Raw genomic sequence first — 25,409 nt, 5'->3', positions numbered from 1 at the left:
GAACATGCTCAAAGCAGTAAAAGAGTGGGGATCATCTGTGTTGACGGGCTTCGACCGCCCTTCTGCTATTTGGATCTTCTTCCACTCTTTCGTTCCTTCTGTTTATACTTTAAAACTAATACGAGTGCAAGCTTAGGACGGGCTTCGACCGCCCTTCTGCTATTTGGATCTTCTTCCACTCTTTCGTTCCTTCTGTTTATACTTTAAAACTAATACGAGTGCAAGCTTAGGTCTACTATAAAAACAGGGCGTGACGACAGGTACGCAAGCTCAGTTGTTTCTACCAAGTTCAGTTTCGGGCGAAAGGTCGAAGGAATTAAAGCCCTATTTTCATAGCAGTAAAACGTTGGCGTGCATTGTAAAAATGACCGAAGGAAAGGTAACGACAGCAGAACAATTGAACGATAAGTGGTTGCAGACATTGACGATGTTCGACAAGTTGATTGACGAACAAGGAATGAAACTAAGACCACTTAGATTTCTAATTCGACACATTGTCGAGCAGGGCTATTCAAAAAGTCTCTACGTTGGGACTTCATTGTATAATCTTCTAATCTCACTGCCTTCTGACGGAAGAATTGATTACTCAAAAACCTTACGAATTGAATACGACCAATTGACGCAAAAAGTAAAATTCAGCTATAAAGACAATAGCGTTGACAATTGGAACGAAGAGTGTCAGGCAACAGAAGCTATTGACATGTTTGAAGACTTTCTTATCAAGGAAACTGAGTGGAATAAAATGAAACAACGACACGCCAACAACCGCTAAACCTAATGCGTGCAACTGTACGTCAGTTAGTCTCAGCTTCGTTCTGCGCTGTCTGCCCCCGCCCGCGCAAGTCTTCCGAAGGTGATGCACTGAGCGTGTCGAATGTGACGACTCGTATGGAACGAAGTACGATCAGTCTCTGACTGATCTTCCGATTGCAAGACCTACTAGGTTTTAGAAACCTCGTAGGTCTTTGTAAGCTAAAACCCTATTTTCATGGTTATAGAACAGAAACGATAAAATAGGCTGATATGAGTGAATATTTAAACCAACATTGGCTCACCTCTCACAGTGTTTCAGGTCTTATGCATTTTATTTCCGCTACGCTCGGGTTGATACTGGGCTTAGGGATCTTATTCTTGAAACCTGGGTCTAGGGTTCATAAAGTTTCAGGATACATTTTCATCCCGACACTCATCACCGTAAATATATCCGCACTCTTTATTCATGAAATGGGAATGATGTTCGGACCATTTCATTTCCTCATTCCGTTCTCGTTACTGTCCTTGTTCTTTGGAATAAGACCCTTTCTAGTGAAGATGGAGAGAACAAAGAAATTAAAGCAGCACATAGCTGGGATGGTCGGAGCCTCATTGGGACTATGGGCTGCCTTCTGTGCTGAACTGCTTGCAAGAACTCCAAGCTTAAATCAATTTCTATTTTCATTTGGAGCCAATACTTTTTGGATAGGAACAATTGAAGGCTTCTTCTTTGCGTTTTTGTTCGCGTTTGTCATCAGTAAAGTGATCAGTATGCAGTACAGAAGACTAGGACTTACCTGAAAAAGTTCAAGCTCAAAGCCCTAACCTAAGTCCTAATAGCCAATAGCTAAGAGCTAAGTCCTAATACCTAGAACCTAGTAGCAATAGCTGTTTTTTCAAGTAAATTTCGGCCATGTCAAAATTAGATGAGTGCTTTTCCATTGCCGACCTGCGTCAACTGGCCATCGAAAAATTGCCTTCGGTGATGTTCGATTACATTGAAGGATCGGCCGAAGATGAACTGACTGCCAATTGGAACCGCAATGCTTTCTCGAAGTATGAATTCGTTCCGCGTGTGCTGCGCGATGTAAGCACCATCGACCTGAGCATCACCGTGCAAGGAGTTGATCTGAAATTGCCCATCATCTCCGCTCCTACTGGCATGTCGCGGCTCTTTCATTGGGAAGGCGAAAAGGCCGTGGTCAGGGCAACACACAAGGCAGGAACTGCCTATTCGCTCAGTACGGTTTCCACCACATCCATCGAAGATGTGGCCAAGGAATCGAATGGCCCCTTGTTCTTTCAGATCTATGCGTGGCACGACAAGAAAATGGTGTTCGATTTCATTGAGCGTTGCAAACAGTCCGATTATCAAGGATTGATGTTGGCGGTAGACCTGGCATCGTTAGGCAAACGCGAACGCGACCTGAAAAACGGACATGGACGCCCGGGCGTACTGAAGAAGAATACGGCCCTTTCGGCTTTGAGCAAACCCGAATGGCTGTTCCATTTCTTGACCAAACCGAAAATGCGCATGGCCAATATGGTTGAGCATCTGCCCCATGGTGCCGAAGCCTTGAAAGTGGTTGAGACCGTCAATAGTCAGTTCCGGGCGGATGTGAGCTGGGCCGATGCGAAAGAAATGCAGGAACAATGGAATGGCAAGTTCATGCTGAAAGGCATTCAAAGCGTGGCAGATGCCGTGCTGGCTGCCGAAATGGGTGCTTCGGGCATCATCCTGTCTAACCACGGTGGCCGCCAATTGGACGGGGCGCCAGCTGGTTTTGATCTATTGCCTGAGGTGGTAAAAGCCGTAGGACCAAATGTGGAAGTGATCATTGATGGTGGCATTCAGCGCGGATCGGATGTGATAAAGGCCATGGCATTAGGAGCAAGTGCATGTCTTATAGGCAGAGCCTACCTCTATGGATTGGCTGCTGGTGGCGAAGCAGGCGTAACACGTACTTACGACATTCTGAGGGATGAAATGGAACGTGTAATGAAGCTGATCGGCTGCCCTTCGTTATCCGAACTGGATGCGAGCTACGTAAAAAGGCATGTACACTGATTGACACAACTGTATCTCTTAAGATTCCAGTTGCTGTCCTGTATTACATTATCGTTAATTTCAGCGTCAAATTAAACTCAATTCCCCTAATGAAAAGAATTTTTACTCTTATGTTGTTGGCTGGCGCTAGCGCTGGTAGCGTATTCAGCCAATGTGTTGAAGTACCGCACAATCGTGTGCTATTGGTTGGTGATAGCTGGGCTTCTTTCGAGAATGCAGACCAGACCATCACCGAAGGTCTGCGGATAGTAGGTCACTCAGACAAGAAATTCGTTTCTAACGTGACCATTGCAGAGAACGGTGCAGAAACGGACGATTTTCTTGGTCAAGCCAAGCAAGATGCGATTCAAGCCTTGATTGATGCCAATCCGGAGATAGACATCGTTCACCTCAGCATTGGTGGAAATGATGTACTCGGAACATGGAATGTGTCTTGGTCTCAGCACGAAACAGACAGCTTGGAGCAAGAAGTTGCTGCTCGATTGGAGCAAGTGATCACCTTTCTGAAAGGAACCCGTCCGGGTATGCGTGTTTTCTGGGCTGGATATGCTTATCCCAACTTTGAAGAAGTAATTGAAGGAATTGCTCCTTTTCAATCCTCTCACCCGTTCTACGGCACGTGGGATGGTATGGGACAACCGAATTACATTCAACTGAACACGGTTCTGAACAATTTTTCTGATTCTGTAGCAGCATACACGGATTCTGACCCACAGGTTGATTTCGTTCGTGCGCAGGCCATTCTTCAACATGTGTATGGGCAACAAACACCTTTGGGAGTTGCACCGGGTGGAACATACCAACCATTTGATGCACCAATGCCTTTGGGTTTCCCAGATTACCCATCTCCGATCGAAACCATGCGTCTGTATGCAGGCATCTTCACCGATTGCTTCCACCTTTCGCCAGAAGCATACCTGACCATGTTCACCTACCAGGCAGAACAATTCTACCAAACGTATTTCATGGATGATTTCTACATGGTTTCTGAAGGTGGGAATATGGACGGTTCCGTATCATCTGCCGGAGACGTATCGTCTGCCATCACCTTAGGTGAAGAAAGCGGAAACGAAGTAGCAGCTGTGCTTTCATTCAACACACAAGGAATGGCCGATACCACCTTGGCAGGCGCCAGCATCTTCCTTCGAAGAGAAAGCATTACGGGCACAAACCCGATTGCTACCAATGAGGTTCAGGTAACGATGATAAACGGAACATTTGGCGCAACAGCAGATGTGGAAGCAGTGGATTACGTGGCTACTGGTGTTGCCGCTGGCGAACCTTGCAAACACGGATCATTCAACAACAATGCTGAAGATGGTCATTGGTTGCGTCTGGACCTTACAGCTGAGATGATTGCCAATATCAGCAGCGCTGAGCACGTTCAGTTCAAGATCTCCGTTCCAGGATTCACAGGTGGAAGCATCACTTTCAACAATGCTTCAGACCCATCAAAGGCTCCAAAATTGAATTTGGTGTATGGCGCTCAACCAGATGCTGTTTCGGAGATAAGAGCTGCGCGTGAGCTTCCAGTTTATCCAATTCCAACTACAGGAACACTGACCATTGATGTACAGACCAACTCGGTTCTATCGGTAGATGTGTTGAACATCTTGGGAGAAGTTGTATTGAGACCAACTCCATCTAACAACAGAATTGATATCTCTGACCTGAACGCAGGAACCTACGTTCTAAAGATCACTACAAAAGAAGGTATCAGCGCTAAGCGAATCGTGAAACGATAAGCACGCTGTTCCACTGGCCTTTAAAATGGCGTTCTACGAATCGTAGGACGCCATTTTTTGTTTGAACTCATCAATAGCACCTGGAATTTGATTGGCCACATCGAAGAATGCTTTCAATTTTGCTTCATCAATCTGATTCACAATGGCGCGTTCCAAGCGGTAAACGGCTTTCATCGCTACCTCACGTTTCTCCTTTCCTTTCTTGGTCAGGTACACGTAGGCCATGCGTTTATCCACTTCATCCCGTTTTCTTGAAATGAACTTCTTCTCCTCCATCGACTTCAGCAATCGACTCAAACTGTTGGGCTCCATTCCCATGCGAGGGGCAATTTTGGTAACGGGTGTTCCCTCCTCTTCGTCAATGGCCAGTAGTACGAACGCCATGCTTACGGTGCTATCGTGCTCCAAGGCCATTTCGTTGTAAAGCTTGGATATCTGAAGCCACGAGGTTCTCAGTTTGTAAATGACCATTTGGTCGGCAATGCGCAAAAATTCATCCATCGTTGGAAGCAGGGATTTTCCGTTTATCGGTCAATTCAAATGTACTTTTTGAAGTACCTGAATCGTGGTTGTGGTTTAATGTTGCAATAATAAAAAGATAGCGCCATCAATTCACTGTCTTTGGTCAACATAGGTAAATAGGTAACTTGCGCCAAACTGAAAGGGATGAAAAACATGCTACGCTACACGTCAATTGCGCTAATGGCCATTGTGCTTTGGGGCTGTCCGTATAAATCGCAGGTTGCCTTGGATGATGCGAAGGAAAAAGTGGATAAGGAACTGATCGGTAAGTGGATTCCAGATTCGCAGGTGGACAAGGAAAACCCGGAATACTACACCATTGCCATGCGCGATTCGGTTCACTACGATGTAGATCATTATCAATACAACGAGGACGAGAAAGATTATGCCTTGAAGCAATACGTTGGGCACACCACCCGATTGGAATCCATCCTTTTCATGAATCTTCAAGAATCGGGAACCAGAGAATTTCTGATCTACCGCTTAGATGTGTTTCCGGGCGTGCAGATGAACATGTATGAGGTGACCAACAACATTGACGAGCAGTTCGACAATTCGAAATCAATGCGCGAATTCTTCCAGAAGTACATGAAGCTGAGCTTCTTCTACAATACGGATGAAGCGAAGTTGATCAAAAAGGATCTGTAGCCAATTGCTTCTTAGTTCCGATCATCGCACCATCCGCAGCGAAAAATTGGACGAACATCAATTGAGGCGTATTTGGCTTCCAATTCAAAAATGTGGCGTACGAATTAAAGGCCGCCACTTCCCTTCCTAGGGCATCAAAGATTCGGACAGATGCAATGCTTCCCATTGTCGCAGCTTCCTCTATTCCAACCATCAGATAAGGTTCTGAGATGAACGAACAACCATCGGCCGTGATGGCTTCTACCGTATAAAGGCCAAAAGCACTTGGTTCGATGGTCGATTGATCTTCGCCCGGAACGGCAACACCATTCAAATACCATTGATACTGCGGATACATGGCAGAGGCTTGCAGCACACCTCCTGCCGCTTCAACTTCCACGTAAGGCGTTTCTGAAACCTGTACTTGAATGGTAGTTGGAATGGAAACAGCATCCAAGTGGTTACTCACCAGAACAGCAACTTGGTAGTTCCCCGCATTCTGCCAAATGACACCAATGGTCGATGAATCTGAATTGGCCCAAACCACATCTCCCAATTCAACGCTCCAGCAAGCACGTCCGTTTGCTGGCATGTTTGTGATGTTGATAAACACTGTATCAGATGAACACATAGGCGCATCAACAGCAAGCAGTGGTTGTGCTGGCCGAATGTTCTCGTATAGGAACGAGATGATGCTATCCGTAATCGGGTTCCAATACTCCGTTGGTCCGCCAACCAGTTGATTCGCTACGTTCACACCCCAAATGTTGTGGCCGGTTGCGTAGGTGTTCAACTCAGCATTTCCTCCCAAATGATTCACCCTTGCGCTCACATTGAAGGAACCGAAGACCTCAGGCATTAGAAACAGCGCTGTAAAGGGAAAACCATAATCGTAAGGAACGATCAGATCGTCCGTTCCGTGGAACAGCGTCATAGGCACAATCTCATTCTGTTGGATGTAGGTCGTGTCGAGCACAGCGCCCCACAGATTGATGATGCCACGAACGTTGGTTGTATGCTGGTAACTGTTCCCTGCGCAATGGATGCAACCAAGATCTGGACTTGAACCCAGAATCCCCGATTGGAACGTGGCTGAAGGCCGCTCATTATCATCCATAAAAACCGCATGCATGGCCGAAAAACCGCCTGCACTTACCCCACCAACAAACACATAATTCGTGTCGATGCCGTAAGAATCGGAAAACTCCTTCAAGTATCGGATGGCCGCACTGTAATCCTGTGCCGCACGATAAATGGCGCGAATGGCACTGGAAGGATCGGCAATGTTCATATTCATTCGGTAGTTGATGCTGGCCGTTACATAGCCTTTCTTGGCCAGACTATCGCAGCTTGCCCACACATCTTCGTCTTCTTTCGAACCCACTAGAAAGCCTCCTCCATAAGCCAACATCACCAGCGGACGTTTCGGCAATGCATCTCCCACTGGAAAGAAAATATCCATGGTCATGGATTGATTTACCGTCACGTTCTCTGCCACATAAACGGTCGTAACGGCTGGCGCATTACCAAACACAACATCCTGTGAAACAGATGATTGGAATATATTACTTAAATATCTTTCAGAACTACAGTTCTGAGCAATGGCCTGCCATGAAAAGGCAAGGATGATAATGGAAAAGCTGGCGTATTTTTTCATCCTTTCAATGCTGATAAAATGTCTTCTGGTCTCGTTCGAAGGCGATAGTTGGTAGTAAGATCGGCAAAGATCACCTTCCCGTTTTCGTCCAACACAAAGGTGGTTGGTTTCGGCACATCGCTTGCGTATCCAAGCACTTCAAATCCTGTCGGCAGACCATTCTCTTGCAGAATTCCCAAGGTCGTTGCTGCGCGATTTTCCACATCTACCAAGAAGTCGAAATCCATTCCCACACGTTTTGCATGGTTCTTACTCTTTTGGTGCGACTGCGGGCTAATGAGCGTGATCTTCACTCCCAATTCATCAAATTGTGCTTTAAAGTCGTTGAGTTCTTTCACTTGTGCGGTGCAGATCGGGCACCAATTTCCACGGTAGAAGATGACCAAGCGCTTCTGCCCTTTCCAGTCTTCTGAACTCAGTTTGTTGCCATCATAATCTTCCAGGTCAATTTTAGGAAGCTTCTTCCCTTCCTTGATCTTCTCTTTGCTTCTATCGCCCAGATCAGAATACCACGCTACATAGGCAGCCCATCCTGCAAGACAGATCATGCCCAAAATGGGTGCATAAGAAGCCACTTGCTGATTGTAACTCTGAAAGATCGAGTACATGGTGGCCCCAAAAATGGAAATGCTGAATCCCATCAGACCTGGCGAAGTGCGCGGAATCCGCGTGAGATAAAGCCGTGCAAAGTAGATGGCAATGGTGGCTCCAGAAACGGTAACACCCAACCAAAGGCTGCGGTCTGCCCCATTACTAAGCAAGTAAATACCAAGGCCTGTGACAATTACCGAATAGGCAACCAGCACTACCAGAAATATGGACTTCAATCGATTCTCTAGCGCTTCGCTCATGAATTCAAATGTAATGGGAAGAAAAGGATTAGCGAAAGACGATCAACGAATTGCAAATCACTTCTTCCCGATCAGCTGTTTTACTTTATCTGGATAATTGCTGATGATTCCGTCCACACCGATCTCCATCATCATGGCCATGTCCTCGTCCTTGTTCACCGTCCAAACATGCACCTGCTTGCCCATTCCATGAATCTTCTCCACCAGTTTCCTTTTTGCCGAAGACAAGCTGATTCCGAATGCTTCCACATAATCGTATTTCGACAGCTTGACCGCATGTAATTTGAAATCGAGCATTACACCACCTGAATACGAAACGAACAATTTCTGAAGTCGGATCTCTGGGTAATTCTCATGCAGGTACTTCAGTACACGGTCGTTGAAACTGTGCACCAATGCCCATTTCTCTGCCTTGTATTTCTTGATGAGTTTGGCCACGTTATCCTCAATTCCGGGATAGGTTTTGCGGCCTGCTTTTATCTCAATGACGAACTGCGTGTTTCCATCCATCAGTTCAAACACCTGCTCCAAAGTAGGAAGCGGCTCATTTGGAAATTCCGCCTCAAACTTGCCGTAAGCCTTCACTTCCTTCAATTCGACCCATGGCTTCTCTCCCACTTTCCCAGTGGCATTGGTGGTCCTATCCAAAGTCTTATCGTGCAGTACCACTACGATTCCATCTGAACTCTGCTGCACGTCAATTTCAATTCGGTCCACACCAATTTCCAAGGCTTTTTTCACTGCCGAAAGCGTGTTCTCGGGTGCATAGCCCGAAGCTCCACGATGTGCTGTAACGGTAAGTTTCTGTGCCATGGTTGAAGTGGAAATAAGCAGAACGGCTACGAGTAATCTCATGCGGCTAAAGTAAAGCAAGGCGGATGTTTTTCGATAGCTTCGGATCATCGGTGAACAACGCAAGGTAAAGAGTCACATATTGTTCCTATTTTGGGTGAACCGATGCAGGTGTCCGACTACTGTGGCACTGTTTGCCAATCAATCCTAAGCTCTTGACATGAATTTAATCACCATCAAAACCTTCTTCTACGATCACGAAACGATTCTATACGAACCGAAATTCGAAGCAGAAGGAATCGAGTATTTTCTGAAAGACCAGAAAACGGTTGCCATCGACCCACTCGTTTCCAACGCCATAGGCGGCATCAAACTACAAGTAAGAGAAGAAGACGAAGAGCGAGCTAGGGCTTTGGTGGCCGAGATCGAGGCGAACAATTCTGGTACTCAGTTAGGCGATGTGATTGTTGTGAATGGTCAGAAATATGAAAAGACGCTTGATGAATGTCCATCATGTGAATCTGAAGACATCTACATTTACAAGCAATCGTTTTTCGAAAACCTTTTATTTCCTTTTGCAAAGCGCGAAAACTATTGTAAAACCTGCCAAACGAAATGGTCATAAACGCACTTAAAGTGCCAGCTACATAAGTGGACAGTATAACACAGGCCGCATTAGGTGCCGCCATCGGTCAGGCAACATTAGGAAAGCGCATCGGGCCGAAGGCTGCGATAGCAGGCGCATTGGTTGCCACCATTCCCGACCTGGATGTGCTTCTACGCGTGTTCTACAATTCGTACGACATGCTGCGCATCCATCGTGGCATCAGTCATTCGTTGCTTTTTGGCGTTTTTGGGGCTGTACTTCTCTCCTTGATCCTTCAGCGGACCAAACTATTTAGCTCCATCTCATTCTTGCGACTGTGGTGGTTCAATGCCTTGTGTCTGGTTACGCATGCCTTACTCGATTACTGCACTTCCTACGGCACACAGCTCTTCTTGCCTTTTTCTGATGTACGACTCGGACTCGATATTGTGAATGTGGTTGACCCCACCTACACGCTTCCGCTCCTAATTGGCACCTTGGGTGGTCTTTTTATCCCCCGAATGAAACCGAAGATGTTCCGTTGGAACGCCATTGGATTGATACTCAGTAGTGCCTACCTCGTATTCACATTCGCAGTTAAAATGGAGATGAACGCACGGCTGAAAGCGGAGCTTGCCGATCAAGACATTCAAGCTGAATTGTTGCTAACCATGCCCGTTGGCGTGGCCAGCATGAATTGGTATGGAGTAGCAAGCGCTGATGGTGGCATTTACATAAAGCCATATTCCTTGCTGGGCTCTTCGATTGATTCCTTTCAGTTCTTTCCACAGAATGATTCGTTGCTCGATAAGCTTGAACCCGAAGTGGCTGAAACCATGCGCTGGTTTGCGAAGGGATTTTACACAGCCGAAGCAAATGGCGATACCATTCGCATTTACAACCTACAGGTAGATATGCGTGGCATGGTGCTCGACCGAAATCCGCCAGCACCTACCAAAGGATTCTTTGAATTCATCCATAATGCAGAGGGCGGATACGATTACGGCTACGGTAGCATGAAGTGATTTTTGGTGGCGAAATCTGAATCACATACTGTTCCTGTTCTTCCAGAAAAAGTACGTCTCTCCGATTACGCAGGTGGCATCTTCCGAACGATTCCTTCTCGCAAGGGAATGAAAAAGGCCATCGACAAAGGATTGGTGCTTCTCAATGGGAAGGTGGCTTCTACTGGCGATTTCCTTGTAGGTGCTGAAGTGATTGAACTGCACTTGGATGAATCTGCAATGAATCGCCCGAGCATTGACCTGAAGTTGGATGTGCTGTTTGAGGATGATTTCTTGGCAGTGGTCAATAAACCTGCAGGGATTGAAGTGAGTGGCAATCGTAAATGGACCTTGGAAAACGCCCTTACCTCCAAGCTCAAACCAAGCACACATGCCGATGCACTGAAGTATCCCGAACCCATCCACCGATTGGATTATCCCACAAGTGGTGCCTTGCTTATTGGAAAGACAAATGCAGCCGTAGTGGAACTCAATCGGATGTTTGCTGCGCGAGAAATTGCCAAAAGCTACATGGCTGTTTGTATTGGCGAAATGCCTGGTTCAGGAATCATCCGTTCCGACATTGACGGCAAAGCATCTGAATCTGAATTCAAGGTCTTGGAAACGGTGGCTTCCGAACGCTTCGACCATCTCAACTTGGTAAAACTGAACCCCAAAACAGGAAGACGCCACCAATTGCGCATACACTTGGCAAGCATCGGCCATCCCATTCTGGGAGATCGGGATTACGGTATGGAAGGACTCATCCTAAACGGAAAAGGACTCTATCTTCATTCGAAATCGCTTTCGTTCGTGCATCCATTTGCAAATGAACCCTTGGCCGTGGAAGCCCCGCTGCCTAAAAAGTTCAAGAAGATATTTCCGTAGCGCACGGCAATCCTACCTTTGCTGAAAGGATGAATGGATTCTTTGAAAACATGAATCTGCCACAGATGCACTGATTTTCACAGATCAAACACGGATTTATCCGTGCTTATCCGTGAATCTGCGGCTATAAAATGTAAAGTGGAAGAAGGACAACAGACACGTATCAATAAATTTCTGAGCGAAGCAGGTTACTGCTCGCGCAGAGCGGCAGATAAACTCATTGAAGAAGGCCGTGTAACCATTAACGGACTGAAACCCGAAATGGGAACGAAAATTTCAGTTGGTGACGTGGTGCGTGTGGACGGGAAACTGATTTCAGAACCAACCGAAAGACCCGTTTACATCGCCTTCAACAAACCCGAAGGCATTGTATGTACCACCGATGTGGGCGTGGAACCCGACAACATCATCGATTTCATCAATTACCCCACACGCATTTTCCCGATCGGAAGGTTGGATAAGATGAGCGAAGGCCTCATTTTCCTTACCAATGATGGCGATATCGTGAACAAGATCCTCCGCGCCCGAAACAACCACGAGAAGGAATACCTCGTGAATGTGAACAAGCCCATCACAAAGGAATTCATCCAACAGATGAGCGAAGGTGTGCCTATTCTAGACACCGTCACCAAAGAATGCGAGGTGGAACAGATCACCAAGTTCCGATTCCGAATTGTGCTTACGCAAGGTTTGAACCGACAGATCCGAAGGATGTGTGAGTTCCTCGGTTACCGCGTGGTAAACCTCAAGCGTACCCGTATCATGAATGTAAAACTGGACATGCCTTCAGGAGAATGGCGCGACCTGACCAAGGAGGAATTGGCAGAGATCAACCAAATGGTTTCAGATTCTGCTAAAACAAACGACTAGTTGCTACAAGCTACTAACTGCTGTATCTATACAACAGATTTAACAGATCATCAATAAACGGGTCTGGCCCGTTCTTTCCTCCGGTGCACGATGGATACATGGCAGAACCTTACTTTCTGGATGATCAACTGCCAAGCGCCATAGGTGACCAAGGCCTAAATTGATAGGCCGTGCCGCAGCTTTGGCCTGATAGTGAAGGTCGAAGAAATGTTCTGTTAAGAAGGATTCGAAGCCATCCTCTGCCCCATCATATCGTTTTCTGAGCTCCGCACGTATTTCGGGCACCAAGATCTTTTGCTCGGCCTGTGCATTCGGTAGTATGTCACTCGCATCGCCATGGTAAGTACACAAAAAGGTATCGACCGGAATCGGAGAGCGATCTACATGAAAGGAATACACATCGGTCGGGAAGAACGGAAAGGCATCATCTCGCTCGTAGTACTTGATAAGATTAAGCGTTGGCGATGCACCATGCGCTGTCAACAGCTTCAGGTCTTGCAGTAGGATCTTGCGCGCAAGTTGCCCTTGTTCGCTCAACTTCAATTCGCGAAGCTCCGCTGCTTCCAGTACCGCCATATTTTCCGAAGGCTGTAGCTTATGAACGATCTCCGAAAAATCACCGATCAGATTTCGTGTCCAACAGGCGGCATTCAGTTCTCCATCAAAAGGTGTGGATACAAGGTCTCGAAAACTCGTTACTCGCTGAACGTGATTCTCAGCGCCAACTACATCTACCAACATGAGGACTATCGAGGAATTAAGAATTAGATAATAGCGCTTAGCATCTTGCGTTTTGCCGCAAGCTAAATTAGCCTTTTCGATGTAGCCGTGTAGAATCTCGATTCTAAGCTTACTGCTTGCTGCAGGCAGTCAATTACCATCTCGCCCGATCAAGGCTCGCTCTTCTCGACTTTCGTGAAGTTGAACATAATCAGTTTATAACCGATCTTTATCCCCACTAGCACACGAATGCAAGTTGTGCCACACTACCGTAGTTCTGCAAAAAATGACCTTAAACTATAGAATTGGAACGCTCATAGACGAGGAGAAACTACGAAAGCTAGGTCTGACTTCTTATGGAGTATTCAAGGAGGTTTTGACTGCAGATAATTGGGCTGTAATGCATTCGTTTCTAAGTGCATCCAACGCTTACTCAGACCTGCTTTTGAAGGCCACCTGTTTTGTTTGCGAGGCCGATGGCGAACTCGTTGGAATGGCTTTCCTCCTGCCTCATGGAAACCCCACCGAGATATTCGACACCCAATGGAGCTACATTAGAATGGTGGGTGTAAATCCCGCATTCCGTGGCAACGGCATTGGCAAAAAACTGACCCGATTATGCGTTGACCTTGCAAAAGAGACTAACGAAAGTGTGGTAGCGTTGCACACATCCGAATTCATGCATCCTGCAATGTATATCTATGAAGGCATTGGGTTTGAAAAGGTGCGTGAATTGGCACCGTTATACGGCAATCAATACTGGCTTTACAAATTACAACTTGCTGACTGGTCTACGAATAATTTCAAATGACAGCCGGTAAAACCCTACTTTTCGAAGGTGCATAAAGTCAAACAGCGTTAAGCACGAGCAATTCAATTTGAAGAATACGAATCCATACCTGCTTATTATCCAGGCATTTATCCTGTTTTTGCTCTCTTCCTGTTCTCAGGTGAGCACGCCTGAGGTGGATTATTCCTTTGAAACGGCCATAGATGTAACGCAAGAACTTCCAGATTTTGAGCAGATTGATTTCAATGGTCCAGCAAATTTGGACCTCGGGTTTTACGAAGGAACTGTTTGGGTAAAACTGAACATCACCAACGGTAAGGAATATGAATCATACATCGTGATGATGAATGATCTGATCAACAGAAACTACCGATTCTACAAGTTGGATACCTTGAGCAATTCGCTCCAGACCGTAACGGAAAACGTAAATACAGAGTTTGATGACCACAGGAGTTTCAACAACCCCAAACCCAACTTCAGGGTAAGTCTGGCGCCTAACGAAAAGGCCACGTTTTTCATTGCCACCACCAGCGATGGACGTATTCTGCAAGCCACGCCTAGTCTGATGAAGTTGGACGCGTACCAATCCATTGTTCATCAAAGCACCATATTCAATCTAATCTACTACGCTGCCATTGGAGTGCTGTTGTTGATCAACGTCTTTCACTGGAGTCTATTGAAGAACAACATCTACTATTTCTACGCTTTTTACATTCTTGCCAGCTGCATGTTCTACCTTTTTGTTGAAGGTGAACTTTATGGATCAGGGCTTTCTATTGTATGGGTGGACCACCTCATGTTTCTAAGTATTCGAATCTGGATTCTTTCCGTGGTCATGTTCACTTCTCGGTTCTTGGAATTCAAACTCACGCACCCGAAGTTCTATAGAAACTTGAACATTGCCATGGTTGTGTTTCTGAGTGCCACCACTGTTTATCAGCTAGCCTTCTTCAACACTTCCATCAGCCATTTGCATCAAGCCGAAAACCTGTTCGGCTTTGTGTGGGTTGTGGTGGTTATCATTATGATATTCATGTCACTTAGAAAGAGGTCACTACAGGCCAAGTACTATATGGTCGCCTACTCACTTCTTATCGTGTTCGTAGCCTTGGGTCTTATAGACAGCCATACCACCATGCTTCCTGGCGATCCTTTCTCCTACTTCAAGATCGGTACCATTACAGAGTTTGCGGGCTTCACGTATTTCATTGCGCTTGTTATTAGAGGAAACATCAGGAAAAGCTTTGAATTGGAGAACGAAGTGTCGCAGAACAGGAAAGAACTGGCAGCGCTCACCAAGTTGCTGGAAGAGAAATTTGCCAATGTTCCCTTAGAAACCACTTCAGAAGCAGTTGAAATCGAAGGTTCCACAACAGGAGAAACCAAGTCGAAGATCACATTATCAGTGGATGAAATGGCCGAAATTGAAGCCATCATTCTAAACGAGTTGGAAGAGAATGCCCATTATACCAATTCAGACCTTTCATTATCCAAATTGGCCGAGTTGATCAACATTCCAGCATATAAGATATCCTTGGTGCTCAATCAGAAAATGGATACCACGTTCTACGATCTGATCAATTCCAAACGTGTGGAAGCTTCTTTATCGCTTTTGCGAGACAATAAGAATCTGACCATTGAGGCCATCACGGCCGAGGTTGGTTTCAAAAGCAAGAGCACCTTTTACCGTGCCTTTAAAAAGTACAAGGGAATCACTCCTACCGATTTCCTTTCCAAGGGCTAACTCGCACTCCCTTTTTCACGAACAAACTTGTTTCAATTAGCCTAATTGAAACGGATTTCAAGTTCAGAACCAACGTTTCAGTATGGCCATTCCTGATTTTTGTGTCAGTAAAGAAAACCTTTATAAAACCCCACAAAAACAGAGAAGAATGAAAAAACTTGTACTAAGCCTTCTTACGTTAACAGCTATTGGTCTGGGAGCAAATGCACAAACACTGGTTCAAGACATCAATCCAGGATTAGCAGATGCTGTTCCTGATCGGATGACAAAATTTGGCTCAGAGATCTTTTTCGAAGCCAATGACGGAACAAATGGTATTGAGCTTTGGAAAACCGATGGAACAACTGCTTCTCTCGTTATGGACATTAACCCGGGAAGCGCACATTCTTATCCTACTGAATTAACAGTATTTGATGGCGCTCTTTATTTTAGAGCTCAAGATGGAACAAATGGGTATGAACTCTGGAAATATGACGGAACAACCACTACGATGGTACAAGACATCAATCCGGGAAGTGGTGGTTCTGTTCCATATGGTCTGACAATACTTGGTTCAGATCTTTATTTCGTGGCAGATGACGGAGTAAATGGGTATGAACTCTGGAAATATGATGGAACAACGGCCACATTGGTTCAGGACATTAACCCGGGAATAGAAAATTCATATCCCAGTAACCTGACAGTATTTGGCAGCGACCTTTATTTTTCTGCCAATGACGGAACAAACGGTATAGAACTTTGGAAATATGATGGAACCACAGCCACTTTGATACAGGACATCTATCCGGGAGCTATAAGTGGAAATCCTGATAATCTGTACGTCCACAATTCAACACTTTATTTTAGAGCGGATGATGGCACCAATGGAAGAGAGCTATGGAGCTATAATGGAGCAACTGCTACTATGGTTGTAGATCTATATCCCGGCCCCATCGGTGGATCGCCCTATGATCTCGTATCGCTCGGAAACGACCTTTATTTCGGAGGTAGAAACGATGTAAGCGGCTGGGAGCTATGGAAGTATGATGGAACCACAGCAACGCTGATCGATATCAATCCGAATGGAAGTGCCGATGCTGAGCAATTTACCGTTCTCGGTTCTAGCATTTATTTTGTTGGAGAGAACGATACGTACGGTTGGGAACTTTGGAAGTACGATGGAATAACAGCAAGTCTGGTACAGGATATTTATCCTGGGATCTCAGGTTCTGATGCAGATAGACTTACTGCAGTTGGCACCGATCTCTATTTCTCTGCGTTTGATGGAACAAATGGTATTGAACTTTGGAAATATGATGGAACAACTGCCACACTCGTAGACATCAACCCTGGATCGGGAGACTCTGAACCGTATGGCTTCATTGCTTTAGAAGACCACGTCTATTTGGGAGCTAGCGATGATACATATGGAAGAGAACTTTGGAGAATAGAAGGTTCGTTCTGGGTTAGCTCCATTACAGTTCAAGGACAAGGCGGAGCATCTACCATTACTACTAACGGAGGCACCCTACAAATGGAAGCTACTGTATTACCATCGTTTGCCGCTGATGCCACTTATACTTGGAGCGTGACCAACGGAACAGGCTCTGCAAGCATTGATGCTGCCGGTATTCTTACGGCCATTTCTAACGGAACCGTTACCGTTACTGCCACAGCCAACGATGGCTCTGGGGTAACTGGAGATGCTGTTATCACCATTTCTAACCAAGGTGTGGGTATCAACGAAGCGGCTGCGGCCATTAACCTGCGCACCTACCCTAACCCGGTAAGTGAGGAGCTAACGATTGAATCGGATGAGATCATAGAATCAATTGCGCTGATTGACATTACAGGTAAAACTGTGCGTGCTTACTCTGGCGCAAACAACCGCATTGATGTTTCTGAGCTTGAGTCAGGTGTTTACCTACTACGAGTACAAACGGCAAAAGGCATTGCCACTAAAAGATTGATGAAAAAGTAAACAAGGTGGTTTGTAGGTGGTGAAGACCTCGTGGAGCTTTAGGGGTCTGCGGGGTCTTTTTTTTCGGTGTACTACTTTCCGATCTTCTTAAACCTTTACTTACCCCAACAATTAAGGATGGCTGAATGAAGCTAGCATACAGAAACGGAACTAAAGAAGATACGGCTGCCTTACAAGCATTGGGAATCTTGGCATACAGCCAACATCAATTTGCTATGACAACCGATAACTGGAAGAAGTATCATTCTTTCATGTCAGATCCAGAGAATTTCACGTACCTGATGAGTACTTCAACATGCTTTCTCTGCGAATGCGATCAGGATATTATTGGAATGGCGTTTCTTGTTCCAAGTGGAAATCCAACCAACATGTTCGAAAAGCAATGGAGCTACATCAGAATGGTTGCGGTTCATCCCAAATTTGAAGGAAAAGGTGTTGCCAAGAAACTGACGCAAATGTGTATAGACCTTGCCAGAACTACGGGAGAAGAATATGTTGCGCTACATACTTCGGAATTTATGAACGCAGCCCGCCATATTTACGAAGGTTTTGGCTTTACAGCAGTAAGAACCCTGAAAAGATATGATAAGAAATACTGGATCTATCTTTTAGAACTGAAAACCGAACACCATGATCCATTATAGCATACACGATTCCGTTACACTGGACGAGTTCAGAGCAGTGCTGGTAAACTCAACCTTGGGAGAAAGACGCCCGATAGATAACGAAGAGACCTTGACCAACATGTTGGCACATGCCAACCTGATAGCTACAGCCCGCAAAGATGGGCGCTTGATAGGCATTGCCCGCTCTTTGACCGATTTCCATTACTGCACGTATCTCTCCGATCTGGCCGTTGATACAAACCATCAGAAAACAGGAATAGGCAAAGAACTGATACGGTTGACAAAGGAGGCCACACCCAAGGCCAAACTCATCCTTCTCTCGGCACCCAAGGCCGTGAATTACTACCCCAAAATAGGCATGACGCATTGGGAACAGTGCTACGTTCTGAATAATGTTGAAGACCTGATCTGAAAGGATATGATCAACTACGATGGCAAAGTCTTCTGTCCGATATCCAATTCAGAGAACGGAGAAACCTCAGCAGAAACCACGTTCGTTTACCGCCAGGTGGGCAATATTCTCACATCAGCATACGCGGGTGGCAAGATCAGAACAGGCCATCTGCTCGGTGTGGTAGATGAGAACGGAAACATAGACATGCGTTACCATCAGGTAAACCAGCAAGGCGAATTGATGACAGGAATCTGCCGCTCCGAACCCGAAATCCTCGAAAACGGAAAGATCCGTTTGCACGAACGCTGGCAGTGGACATCGGGCGATTGTTCCAAAGGAGAATCCATAATTGAAGAGAAATAAAACAATGATTGCAGATACTCCTAAACCACCCTACTACGCAGTTATCTTCAGTTCTGTGAACACAGAAAACGTTGAAGACTATTCTGAAATGGCCCAACGAATGGTTGAACTGGCATCCGATCAAAAAGGATTTCTTGGTGTTGAAAGCGCCAGAAACGAACTCGGAATTACCGTTTCGTACTGGAAAGACCTCGATTCCATTAAAGCCTGGAAAGAAAATGCCGAACACAGCGTTGCACAAAATGAAGGGAAGAAAAAATGGTACGAATGCTATAAAACGCGGATTGCCAAAGTTGAACGCGATTATGCATTCGATGAGAAGTCTGACCAAACACGTTGGTAAGAACCAAAGATGAGAATCTGCATTGCACAGACCCGTTCTGTTAAAGGCCACGTTGAGAGGAACATCAGAAACCACCTCAACTTCGTTGAAGAGGCCGTTGAACATGGTAGCCAACTCATTGTCTTTCCAGAACTCTCCATTACCAATTACGAACCTACACTTGCCCAGCAGTTTGTAACTGACACGGACGATAGCATTTTCCAACCATTTCAGGAACTGGCCGATAGCCACGGAATAACCGTTGCCCTTGGAGCGCCTACCAAGGCAGCAAATGGTCTGCACATCAGCATGCTCTTCTTTCAAGCTAAGCAGGAAAGAACCATTTATTCGAAGCAGTTGCTGCATACAGACGAACTCCCCTACTTCGTTGGTGCCAAGAATAGGTCCTGCTTTAACATAGCAGGAACCAACATCGGTTTCGGTATCTGCTACGAAACGCTTCAGCTAGAGCATTTCATCAGCGCCAAAGAACAAAGAGGCAAAATCTACATTACCAGCGTAGCCAAATCAGAAAGCGGTGTAGAGAAAGCTGTCAAGCATTTTTCTGAGCTTTCTAAAACCTACAACACACCCATTCTCATGGCCAATGCCGTTGGTGAAAGCGACAACTTCATAAGCGCTGGGCAAAGCGCGGTTTGGGGCAAAGACGGTGGCCTATTGGCGCAACTTGACCATACAGAACAAGGCTTTATCATTTACGATACCATTACCGAAACGGCCAAGGCACACCGTTGGGAAATTACCAAAGCAGCATTGGCTGACCTCGATGCGTTGTTCGCTATTTACCAGAATGCGAAGAACGAAATGCAACGCAAGGGCATCCATCAATGGACAGACAACTACCCTACCCGTAGCATTATTGAGAACGATATCAAGCACGGCTCGATGTTCTTGCTCAAATGCAGCAACCGAATACTTGGCGCCATTGTGCTAAGCCAAGACCAAGAACCGGAATACAAGGAGGTGGATTGGAAGTTCGATAGCTCCAAGGTGTTGGTCATTCATCGGCTTGCCATAGACCCAACGTACCAAGGCCGAGGATATGCCACCGACCTGATGGATTTTGCGGAGAACAACGCAGCAGAAAACGGTTTTACCGCTATCCGACTAGACACGTACAGCCAGAACAAAAAATCGCTGGAACTCTACAAAAAGCGAGGATACACCTACAGAGGCAATGTGCATTTTCCTGAACGGGAGCTTCCGTTTTTCTGTTTGGAGAAAGACCTTAATCACAACGCGTAGGTATCTGAAACCCATATCTCCCTTCAAAAAAACACCCCACCCTGCCTAAGCAAGATGGGGCGCTTACGCTGCGGGCGAAATACATCCTACACTACCGGTTAGACATAAACCGCAGCCTTTACTTTCAGGTAACCTCCATTACCACAATGTCTGAGTAGCCGCCAAAGCCCTTGGCCCCATTGGCACGTACCCTGACCTCATGGTATTTCAAAGGTTGCAGTCCTGTTACATTGATCTTGGCCGGTTTGGTACTGAAATCCTTCACACACACGCATCCAGACCACTACTCTAAGAAGCGTATGAAGCAGATCTCGAAAACTCGTTACTCGCTGAACGTGATTCTCAGCGCCAACTACATCTACCAACATGAGGACTATCGAGGAATTAAGTATGAGATAATAGCGCTTAGCATCTTGCGTTTTGCCGCAAGCTAAAGTAGCCTTTTCGCTTCTACCCTATTGTCGATCTAAGGGAAAAGGACTGAGCAGCTCAGTGGCAGCCGTTTAAAAAAAAACACCCTATCCCTAGATGGCGGGATAGGGTGCGAAGCTAGCGACTGCCGTCTCTACCCCTACGGGTTAAAGAGTCGCAGCTCTCATTGTTAAGTAACTATCATGATCACCACATCCGAGTAGCCACCATAACCTTTGGTGCCTTTGGCGCGCACGCGCACTTCGTATTGCGAAAGTGGTTTCAGATCCTTGATCTCTATGTTGGCAGGCTTGGTAGCTCTGGTGACCCAAGGCCGCTCTTCCACGATATCAGAACCCGTTCCCCTACCAGTGTCTCCGCCACCAGAAATGGGAGGAATGGGAGGAATGGGAGGCACAGGTATAGGCCCAGGCGAGGTTTTCAGTGGTTCTATCAAGCGCACATCCACTTCATAAAAACCAACATTTTTTACGCGTTTCCATCTCAACTTAAGCGCAGCCGAAATTTCCGTATTCAATCTCCTTACAGCTTCTACCTTAGGCATATCGCCAGCACTGGACCGTGCTTTCGTGTGCCTGAATCCTGAACTCAGAATGATGTCCGTGTCGCCATCGGCCACATCGCTCACATAATTCCGAAACTTTCGCACCATATCATCCACTATGCGCTCTTTGGTGCGCATCAGGGCAATCTGCGACCTACCTCCGTTCTGGGCATTATCTACCGCTACTTGCTGCTCGTTGATGGCCAGCAGAAAATCGGCATACGGAATGGGTGGGTCGCCAAATAGGGCTAGATTATACATCTTTGAATGGATGTCGCGCTCCTCTGGAGCTTTATCCTCAATCGTACGATTGAAGTTGAACACTGCTTTGTAATAGCTCATCGCATTTACGGGTTGTGCAGTGGTAGAAACGGGCACCCCAAAGATAACATGTATTTTTTCTTACATGATACCTTGCTGAGTGATTTTTTTTACTGAAAATGCAAAATAATTTCATTTTTAAGTTCAAAATAGCCCCAATATTTTTTCAGTGAATTTTCATTTTTCCAGCAAAAATCCCGTCTAAACCTTGTTTTTTGCAACTTCATCAAGTGCCGAAAACGCCCAAAAACGGCATTTTTTCGCGCTGCTATGGGGCCATTTTTCGCGCTAACACCACTATTTTCAAGCCTTCTTTTTCCGTGGATTAACATGTCCAGCCATTTTTCATGCCTTCTTTTTCGGTAGATTAACATGTCCAGCCATTTTTCAAGCATTCTTTTTCGGTAGATTAACATGTCCAGCCATTTTTTAAGCTTGCTTTTTCGCTAGATTAACATGCCCAGCCATTTTTTAAGCTTGCTTTTTCGGTAGATTAATATGCCCATCCATTTTTTAAGCTTGCTTTTTGGCTGCGCTCCTTAGGCAAGGCCTCGCCCCTGCTCTTTCAGCTAGCACGGTCATCCTGAGTGATTTTGCTTTTGGGCAAAATCGTATCGAAGGATGAGAATGGAATGACCTAGTGTGGTTGGGTGTTGGAAATGATGGAAGGAGTTTGTAGTATTGGGGATATAAAAACAACGGAGCCTACAGCAAGAATTACCTATAGCACTCCATTTCGGAGGGATATGAAAAGAATTCGTGCTTAGGCAAAGGCGGATATGATAAATTGCAGTAGTGGAATTTATCATAGCAACTAGTTGTAGCATATTTAAATGAAGCCTCTGCTAATATGGGTTTTACCCGCACTCTTCCTCTTGGTGGGCTGTTCTGGACAAGAAACTTGTAACTGCACACTAAACGATGAGATGGACGTATACAACGACAGTCTACTCACGAATCAAAATTGGGACAATGGTTTGTTCGGAGAAGTTGGTCTCAAAGACCTAAGAAGTAATCAAACGAATGCAATAAGAATGCTTGTCGTCTCGGACTGGCCTGACTCTGTTGTCCATGTTTACTCTTTGACCCAAAGTAATCGAGGCGCCCAATTGGTTTTATCTGAATATTTAAAGTATGACGATTACCGAATCCCCGATATAAGTGCCTTTACTCATGACACCATTGCTGTATCAACTGAAAATTGGAATGCGCTGAACAAAGAATTAAATGAAAGATGCTTTTGGTCGATGCTCGTTGAGGAACCAATGGTGTTGGATGGAACTATTCATTCAATCGAAGTATATCGTGTCGAGTCGAACCCGTGCACAAGAAACAAATATCATAGTGTCAAGATTAGTAGCCGATACGGTAAAGATGATTTTTACAGTATTTCAAACGGTATAGCCCAATTGGCGAATTCAAATAAAAACATGCTACAACAACCGCTAAAATAAATGCTTGTGACGGTGCGTCAGTCAGTCTCAGCTTCGTTCTGCGCTGTCTGCGCATGGCGAAAGGACGGCAGTTTCTAACGCATTATCTTTAGCGGTGACCGTTGTAATGTATTGTAAAGCGCTATGAAACAGCTCACTTTTATCCTTCCATTTCTGCTCTTCGTTTCCTGTTCTTCTGACACAGTTGACATGACGGTGTTTGAGCAAAGTTTTGCGACCAAGTACGAAGCCGAAAAAGTCTCTGTGACATACAACCATGAGACAACTGAAACTGACGGTAGAACAACAGAAGACAGAACTTTTATGCTCTGTGAAATCGTCAATTCAATTTCGTTCAACAGTTCGTTCGAAAATCAACTTGAACTATACGACAAGGCTAAAAAGTTAGCTGACGAATTAGCCGAAAATGCAACTCCGAATTCGGACTTTGATTATTCGGAAATACAAGTCAATGTCATACGGAAAAAGGGCATCTGGATAGTTCGAAATGAAAAGATGAAAACCTTCAATTTCAACGCTCAATAGTGAAAGCAAAATTTGACTTAAAGGAATTCATTCCGCTTGGCTTTCTAAGTCTTGTCGGAATTGCTTCAGCTATTCAAGTTGCGACAACTGATTACATATTTGAGCCGCAGGCTTACGTTGGTCTTACCCTGCTCGTGGTTTGTTTCATTCTGTTTTTTCTGAATGCTAGTTGGTATCGCTACTCAATGGCTTTCATACTCATTATTGGAACTTTCGGGCTAATAGGTTTCTCGACAGTTAACATCAGTTTTGGTATTGGAATACTCCAATTCCATATAATTCCTTTTGTGGCGCTAATCCTGTTTTCTTCAGTTTACAATTCACGCATTCCGGCAGCCATTCATCGCTTATTGGGAATGGATAAGACCGAAGAAGAAAATCTAGAAGGGTTCAACGCTCGAAAAGCTGGTTTTAAACGGACATTTGAAAAGCTACCTGACAGTGAAATTGACAGGCGTTTGAAAACTAAGCTTGTTCCCGAAGCAATTCAGGCACTTGAAGAACTGAAAGAAGAAAGAAACAACACATTACAACATCAACTATAAAAATAGGGCGTGAAGCGGTTGCCGCAAGTTCATCACGGTTTGCAGTTTTCACTTTCGGGCGAAAGGACGAAGGTGTTAAAGCCCTATTTTCATAGTTGTAAAACGTTGTGGTTAATTTTAAAACAGACTTCAGCGCACCATAAGACCAATCATGAGTAACGCGTCTTTTTATGTCAAAATGGGTATTGCGTTTACGTTAATGACGGTCTTATCGATACTTTCTAGCTTATCAATGTCTGGAAACAAATTAGCGTTTTCAATTTCTTTAATCTTGCTTATAGGCGGGTACATAATCAGCCAGATTTATAAGCATTTGACAAAAAACAAATAGATACTTAAAGTGCAACTGTGATGCTGGTATCAGCTCGAAATGTATTCATAGGTATTTCAATTTCCCTGACGACAGTTTTTGCGTTTTACTATTTCGCGTGGTCTTTCGCACCAGGAAGCTATCCAAGGGCTGAAATCTATGAGTTTGACATTCCTGAAAATGAACTCATTGAAATCATTGAGGAATTCAAAGAAGAAAATCCACATTTGAAAGTTCCCAAGCTTGGACAGTATGAACTAGTTGACGGAAGAAAAGAACCATCTGACCATTGGTATGACATTTACTTTTACGACAAAGACAATAATCAAATCATCCATACTTGGACACGACCAGCATCGAAAACGACAACTTCATTTGCCTATGACGCTGTAAATCATGGTCTGACACTTGGAAACTGGGAAACAGTCAACGACAGTTTTTGGTGGTGGAAGAATACGCCTCTGAAAACTCGGTTTGAAACGACAATTTTGAAGAGTATAAAAGAAAAAACTAACCACAACATCCACTAAACCTAATGCGTGCGACCGTACGTCAGTCAGTCTCAGTTTCATTCTGCGCTGTCCGTGCATGGCGAAAGGACGCAGGTATTAAAGCCCTATTTTCATAGTTGTAAAACGTTGGAGAACATTTTTAGTGTTGTCTGAAAGTACGGCTGTAAATTGAAAACGAAGAGGTTTCTAAGATGAAAGAAAAGAACGTAAAGCGGTCA

At 45.2% G+C, this 25,409-nt stretch carries 29 protein-coding genes; 22 read left to right on the top strand and 7 right to left on the bottom strand.

The window, feature by feature from the left end:
* Positions 1–364 precede the first annotated feature (364 nt).
* From K9J17_17725 to K9J17_17710, 4 genes are all read left to right on the top strand, one after another.
* Positions 365–772 carry a hypothetical protein gene (locus tag K9J17_17725; protein MCF8278572.1) on the top strand — a complete coding sequence of 136 codons (408 nt, stop codon included), beginning with the start codon at positions 365–367 and terminating at the stop codon, positions 770–772.
* Between the two features lie 251 nt (positions 773–1,023).
* Positions 1,024–1,554: a DUF2306 domain-containing protein gene (locus K9J17_17720; protein MCF8278571.1), complete on the top strand. Its 531-nt coding sequence runs from the start codon at positions 1,024–1,026 to the stop codon at positions 1,552–1,554.
* 112 nt (positions 1,555–1,666) lie between these two features.
* Positions 1,667–2,821, top strand: a complete 1,155-nt coding sequence (locus K9J17_17715; protein MCF8278570.1) for an alpha-hydroxy-acid oxidizing protein — start codon at positions 1,667–1,669, stop codon at positions 2,819–2,821.
* Between the two features lie 89 nt (positions 2,822–2,910).
* A complete protein-coding gene (locus K9J17_17710) occupies positions 2,911–4,566 on the top strand; it encodes a T9SS type A sorting domain-containing protein (GenBank protein ID MCF8278569.1) in 1,656 nt (551 codons plus the stop codon).
* Positions 4,567–4,599: 33 nt separating this feature from the next.
* Here K9J17_17710 and K9J17_17705 read toward each other — a convergent pair whose 3' ends face one another.
* The gene (locus K9J17_17705; protein MCF8278568.1) at positions 4,600–5,067 is read right to left on the bottom strand and encodes a MarR family transcriptional regulator; all 468 of its coding nucleotides are present in this window, start codon (positions 5,065–5,067) and stop codon (positions 4,600–4,602) included.
* Positions 5,068–5,232: 165 nt separating this feature from the next.
* Here K9J17_17705 and K9J17_17700 point away from each other — a divergent pair, with 165 nt between their 5' ends.
* On the top strand, positions 5,233–5,736 hold the full coding sequence (locus tag K9J17_17700) for a hypothetical protein (protein MCF8278567.1): 504 nt from the start codon (positions 5,233–5,235) through the stop codon (positions 5,734–5,736).
* On the opposite strand, the gene K9J17_17695 is transcribed toward K9J17_17700, so the two are convergent.
* The 3 genes from K9J17_17695 to K9J17_17685 are packed head-to-tail and all read right to left on the bottom strand — an operon-like array spanning position 5,720 to position 9,078.
* Positions 5,720–7,372, bottom strand: coding sequence for an alpha/beta hydrolase (locus tag K9J17_17695; protein ID MCF8278566.1), 1,653 nt, complete (start codon positions 7,370–7,372; stop codon positions 5,720–5,722). The two genes, K9J17_17700 and K9J17_17695, sit on opposite strands and share 17 nt — an antisense overlap.
* The gene (locus K9J17_17690) at positions 7,369–8,223 is read right to left on the bottom strand and encodes a redoxin domain-containing protein (GenBank protein MCF8278565.1); all 855 of its coding nucleotides are present in this window, start codon (positions 8,221–8,223) and stop codon (positions 7,369–7,371) included. The genes K9J17_17695 and K9J17_17690 overlap by 4 nt, the downstream gene beginning before the upstream one ends.
* 57 nt (positions 8,224–8,280) lie before the next feature.
* Complete coding sequence (locus K9J17_17685; GenBank protein MCF8278564.1) at positions 8,281–9,078, bottom strand: hypothetical protein; 798 nt, start codon at positions 9,076–9,078, stop codon at positions 8,281–8,283.
* A 157-nt stretch (positions 9,079–9,235) separates the two neighbouring features.
* Here K9J17_17685 and K9J17_17680 point away from each other — a divergent pair, with 157 nt between their 5' ends.
* The 4 genes from K9J17_17680 (at position 9,236) to rluF (ending at position 12,363) form a co-directional block, all read left to right on the top strand.
* Positions 9,236–9,640, top strand: a complete 405-nt coding sequence (locus K9J17_17680) for a DUF2007 domain-containing protein (protein ID MCF8278563.1) — start codon at positions 9,236–9,238, stop codon at positions 9,638–9,640.
* A gap of 26 nt (positions 9,641–9,666) precedes the next feature.
* A complete protein-coding gene (locus K9J17_17675; protein MCF8278562.1) occupies positions 9,667–10,626 on the top strand; it encodes a metal-dependent hydrolase in 960 nt (319 codons plus the stop codon).
* Positions 10,627–10,734: 108 nt separating this feature from the next.
* A complete protein-coding gene (locus K9J17_17670) occupies positions 10,735–11,493 on the top strand; it encodes an RluA family pseudouridine synthase (GenBank protein MCF8278561.1) in 759 nt (252 codons plus the stop codon).
* Positions 11,494–11,631: 138 nt separating this feature from the next.
* Positions 11,632–12,363: a 23S rRNA pseudouridine(2604) synthase RluF gene (gene rluF, locus K9J17_17665; GenBank protein ID MCF8278560.1), complete on the top strand. Its 732-nt coding sequence runs from the start codon at positions 11,632–11,634 to the stop codon at positions 12,361–12,363.
* 39 nt (positions 12,364–12,402) lie between these two features.
* Here the strand turns inward: rluF and K9J17_17660 are convergent, their stop codons facing one another.
* Positions 12,403–13,104 carry a DUF1826 domain-containing protein gene (locus tag K9J17_17660; protein ID MCF8278559.1) on the bottom strand — a complete coding sequence of 234 codons (702 nt, stop codon included), beginning with the start codon at positions 13,102–13,104 and terminating at the stop codon, positions 12,403–12,405.
* 265 nt (positions 13,105–13,369) lie between these two features.
* Between K9J17_17660 and K9J17_17655 the strand changes: the two genes are divergently transcribed.
* The 9 genes from K9J17_17655 (at position 13,370) to K9J17_17615 (ending at position 20,982) form a co-directional block, all read left to right on the top strand.
* Complete coding sequence (locus K9J17_17655) at positions 13,370–13,894, top strand: GNAT family N-acetyltransferase (GenBank protein MCF8278558.1); 525 nt, start codon at positions 13,370–13,372, stop codon at positions 13,892–13,894.
* 139 nt (positions 13,895–14,033) lie between these two features.
* Entirely contained in the window at positions 14,034–15,617 is a 1,584-nt protein-coding gene (locus K9J17_17650; GenBank protein MCF8278557.1) for a helix-turn-helix domain-containing protein, read from the top strand.
* A 148-nt stretch (positions 15,618–15,765) separates the two neighbouring features.
* Positions 15,766–17,577: a T9SS type A sorting domain-containing protein gene (locus K9J17_17645; protein MCF8278556.1), complete on the top strand. Its 1,812-nt coding sequence runs from the start codon at positions 15,766–15,768 to the stop codon at positions 17,575–17,577.
* A gap of 125 nt (positions 17,578–17,702) precedes the next feature.
* Entirely contained in the window at positions 17,703–18,221 is a 519-nt protein-coding gene (locus K9J17_17640) for a GNAT family N-acetyltransferase (GenBank protein MCF8278555.1), read from the top strand.
* Positions 18,208–18,615 (top strand): GNAT family N-acetyltransferase, encoded by a 408-nt coding sequence (locus tag K9J17_17635; protein MCF8278554.1) that lies wholly within the window; start codon positions 18,208–18,210, stop codon positions 18,613–18,615. The genes K9J17_17640 and K9J17_17635 overlap by 14 nt, the downstream gene beginning before the upstream one ends.
* 6 nt (positions 18,616–18,621) lie before the next feature.
* Positions 18,622–18,960, top strand: a complete 339-nt coding sequence (locus tag K9J17_17630) for a n-acetylglutamate synthase (GenBank protein MCF8278553.1) — start codon at positions 18,622–18,624, stop codon at positions 18,958–18,960.
* Positions 18,961–18,964: 4 nt separating this feature from the next.
* The gene (locus tag K9J17_17625) at positions 18,965–19,303 is read left to right on the top strand and encodes an antibiotic biosynthesis monooxygenase (GenBank protein ID MCF8278552.1); all 339 of its coding nucleotides are present in this window, start codon (positions 18,965–18,967) and stop codon (positions 19,301–19,303) included.
* Positions 19,304–19,312: 9 nt separating this feature from the next.
* Positions 19,313–20,548 (top strand): GNAT family N-acetyltransferase, encoded by a 1,236-nt coding sequence (locus K9J17_17620; protein ID MCF8278551.1) that lies wholly within the window; start codon positions 19,313–19,315, stop codon positions 20,546–20,548.
* A gap of 179 nt (positions 20,549–20,727) precedes the next feature.
* On the top strand, positions 20,728–20,982 hold the full coding sequence (locus K9J17_17615) for a hypothetical protein (protein MCF8278550.1): 255 nt from the start codon (positions 20,728–20,730) through the stop codon (positions 20,980–20,982).
* Positions 20,983–21,149: 167 nt separating this feature from the next.
* On the opposite strand, the gene K9J17_17610 is transcribed toward K9J17_17615, so the two are convergent.
* Both K9J17_17610 and K9J17_17605 read right to left on the bottom strand, forming a co-directional pair.
* The gene (locus K9J17_17610) at positions 21,150–21,866 is read right to left on the bottom strand and encodes a fibronectin type III domain-containing protein (GenBank protein ID MCF8278549.1); all 717 of its coding nucleotides are present in this window, start codon (positions 21,864–21,866) and stop codon (positions 21,150–21,152) included.
* A gap of 89 nt (positions 21,867–21,955) precedes the next feature.
* Positions 21,956–22,261: a hypothetical protein gene (locus K9J17_17605; protein MCF8278548.1), complete on the bottom strand. Its 306-nt coding sequence runs from the start codon at positions 22,259–22,261 to the stop codon at positions 21,956–21,958.
* A gap of 417 nt (positions 22,262–22,678) precedes the next feature.
* Between K9J17_17605 and K9J17_17600 the strand changes: the two genes are divergently transcribed.
* The 4 genes from K9J17_17600 (at position 22,679) to K9J17_17585 (ending at position 25,209) form a co-directional block, all read left to right on the top strand.
* Positions 22,679–23,299, top strand: a complete 621-nt coding sequence (locus K9J17_17600) for a hypothetical protein (protein MCF8278547.1) — start codon at positions 22,679–22,681, stop codon at positions 23,297–23,299.
* A gap of 123 nt (positions 23,300–23,422) precedes the next feature.
* The gene (locus tag K9J17_17595) at positions 23,423–23,824 is read left to right on the top strand and encodes a hypothetical protein (GenBank protein ID MCF8278546.1); all 402 of its coding nucleotides are present in this window, start codon (positions 23,423–23,425) and stop codon (positions 23,822–23,824) included.
* Positions 23,824–24,369, top strand: a complete 546-nt coding sequence (locus tag K9J17_17590) for a hypothetical protein (GenBank protein MCF8278545.1) — start codon at positions 23,824–23,826, stop codon at positions 24,367–24,369. Before K9J17_17595 ends, K9J17_17590 begins: the two co-directional genes overlap by 1 nt.
* A 351-nt stretch (positions 24,370–24,720) precedes the next feature.
* Positions 24,721–25,209, top strand: a complete 489-nt coding sequence (locus tag K9J17_17585) for a hypothetical protein (protein MCF8278544.1) — start codon at positions 24,721–24,723, stop codon at positions 25,207–25,209.
* Positions 25,210–25,409 lie beyond the last annotated feature (200 nt).

The organism is Flavobacteriales bacterium (assembly GCA_021739695.1).
Taxonomy (GTDB): domain Bacteria; phylum Bacteroidota; class Bacteroidia; order UBA10329; family UBA10329; genus UBA10329.
Note: the sequence above shows the minus strand (reverse complement) of the source record. Positions and strands in the feature narration are given on the sequence as shown.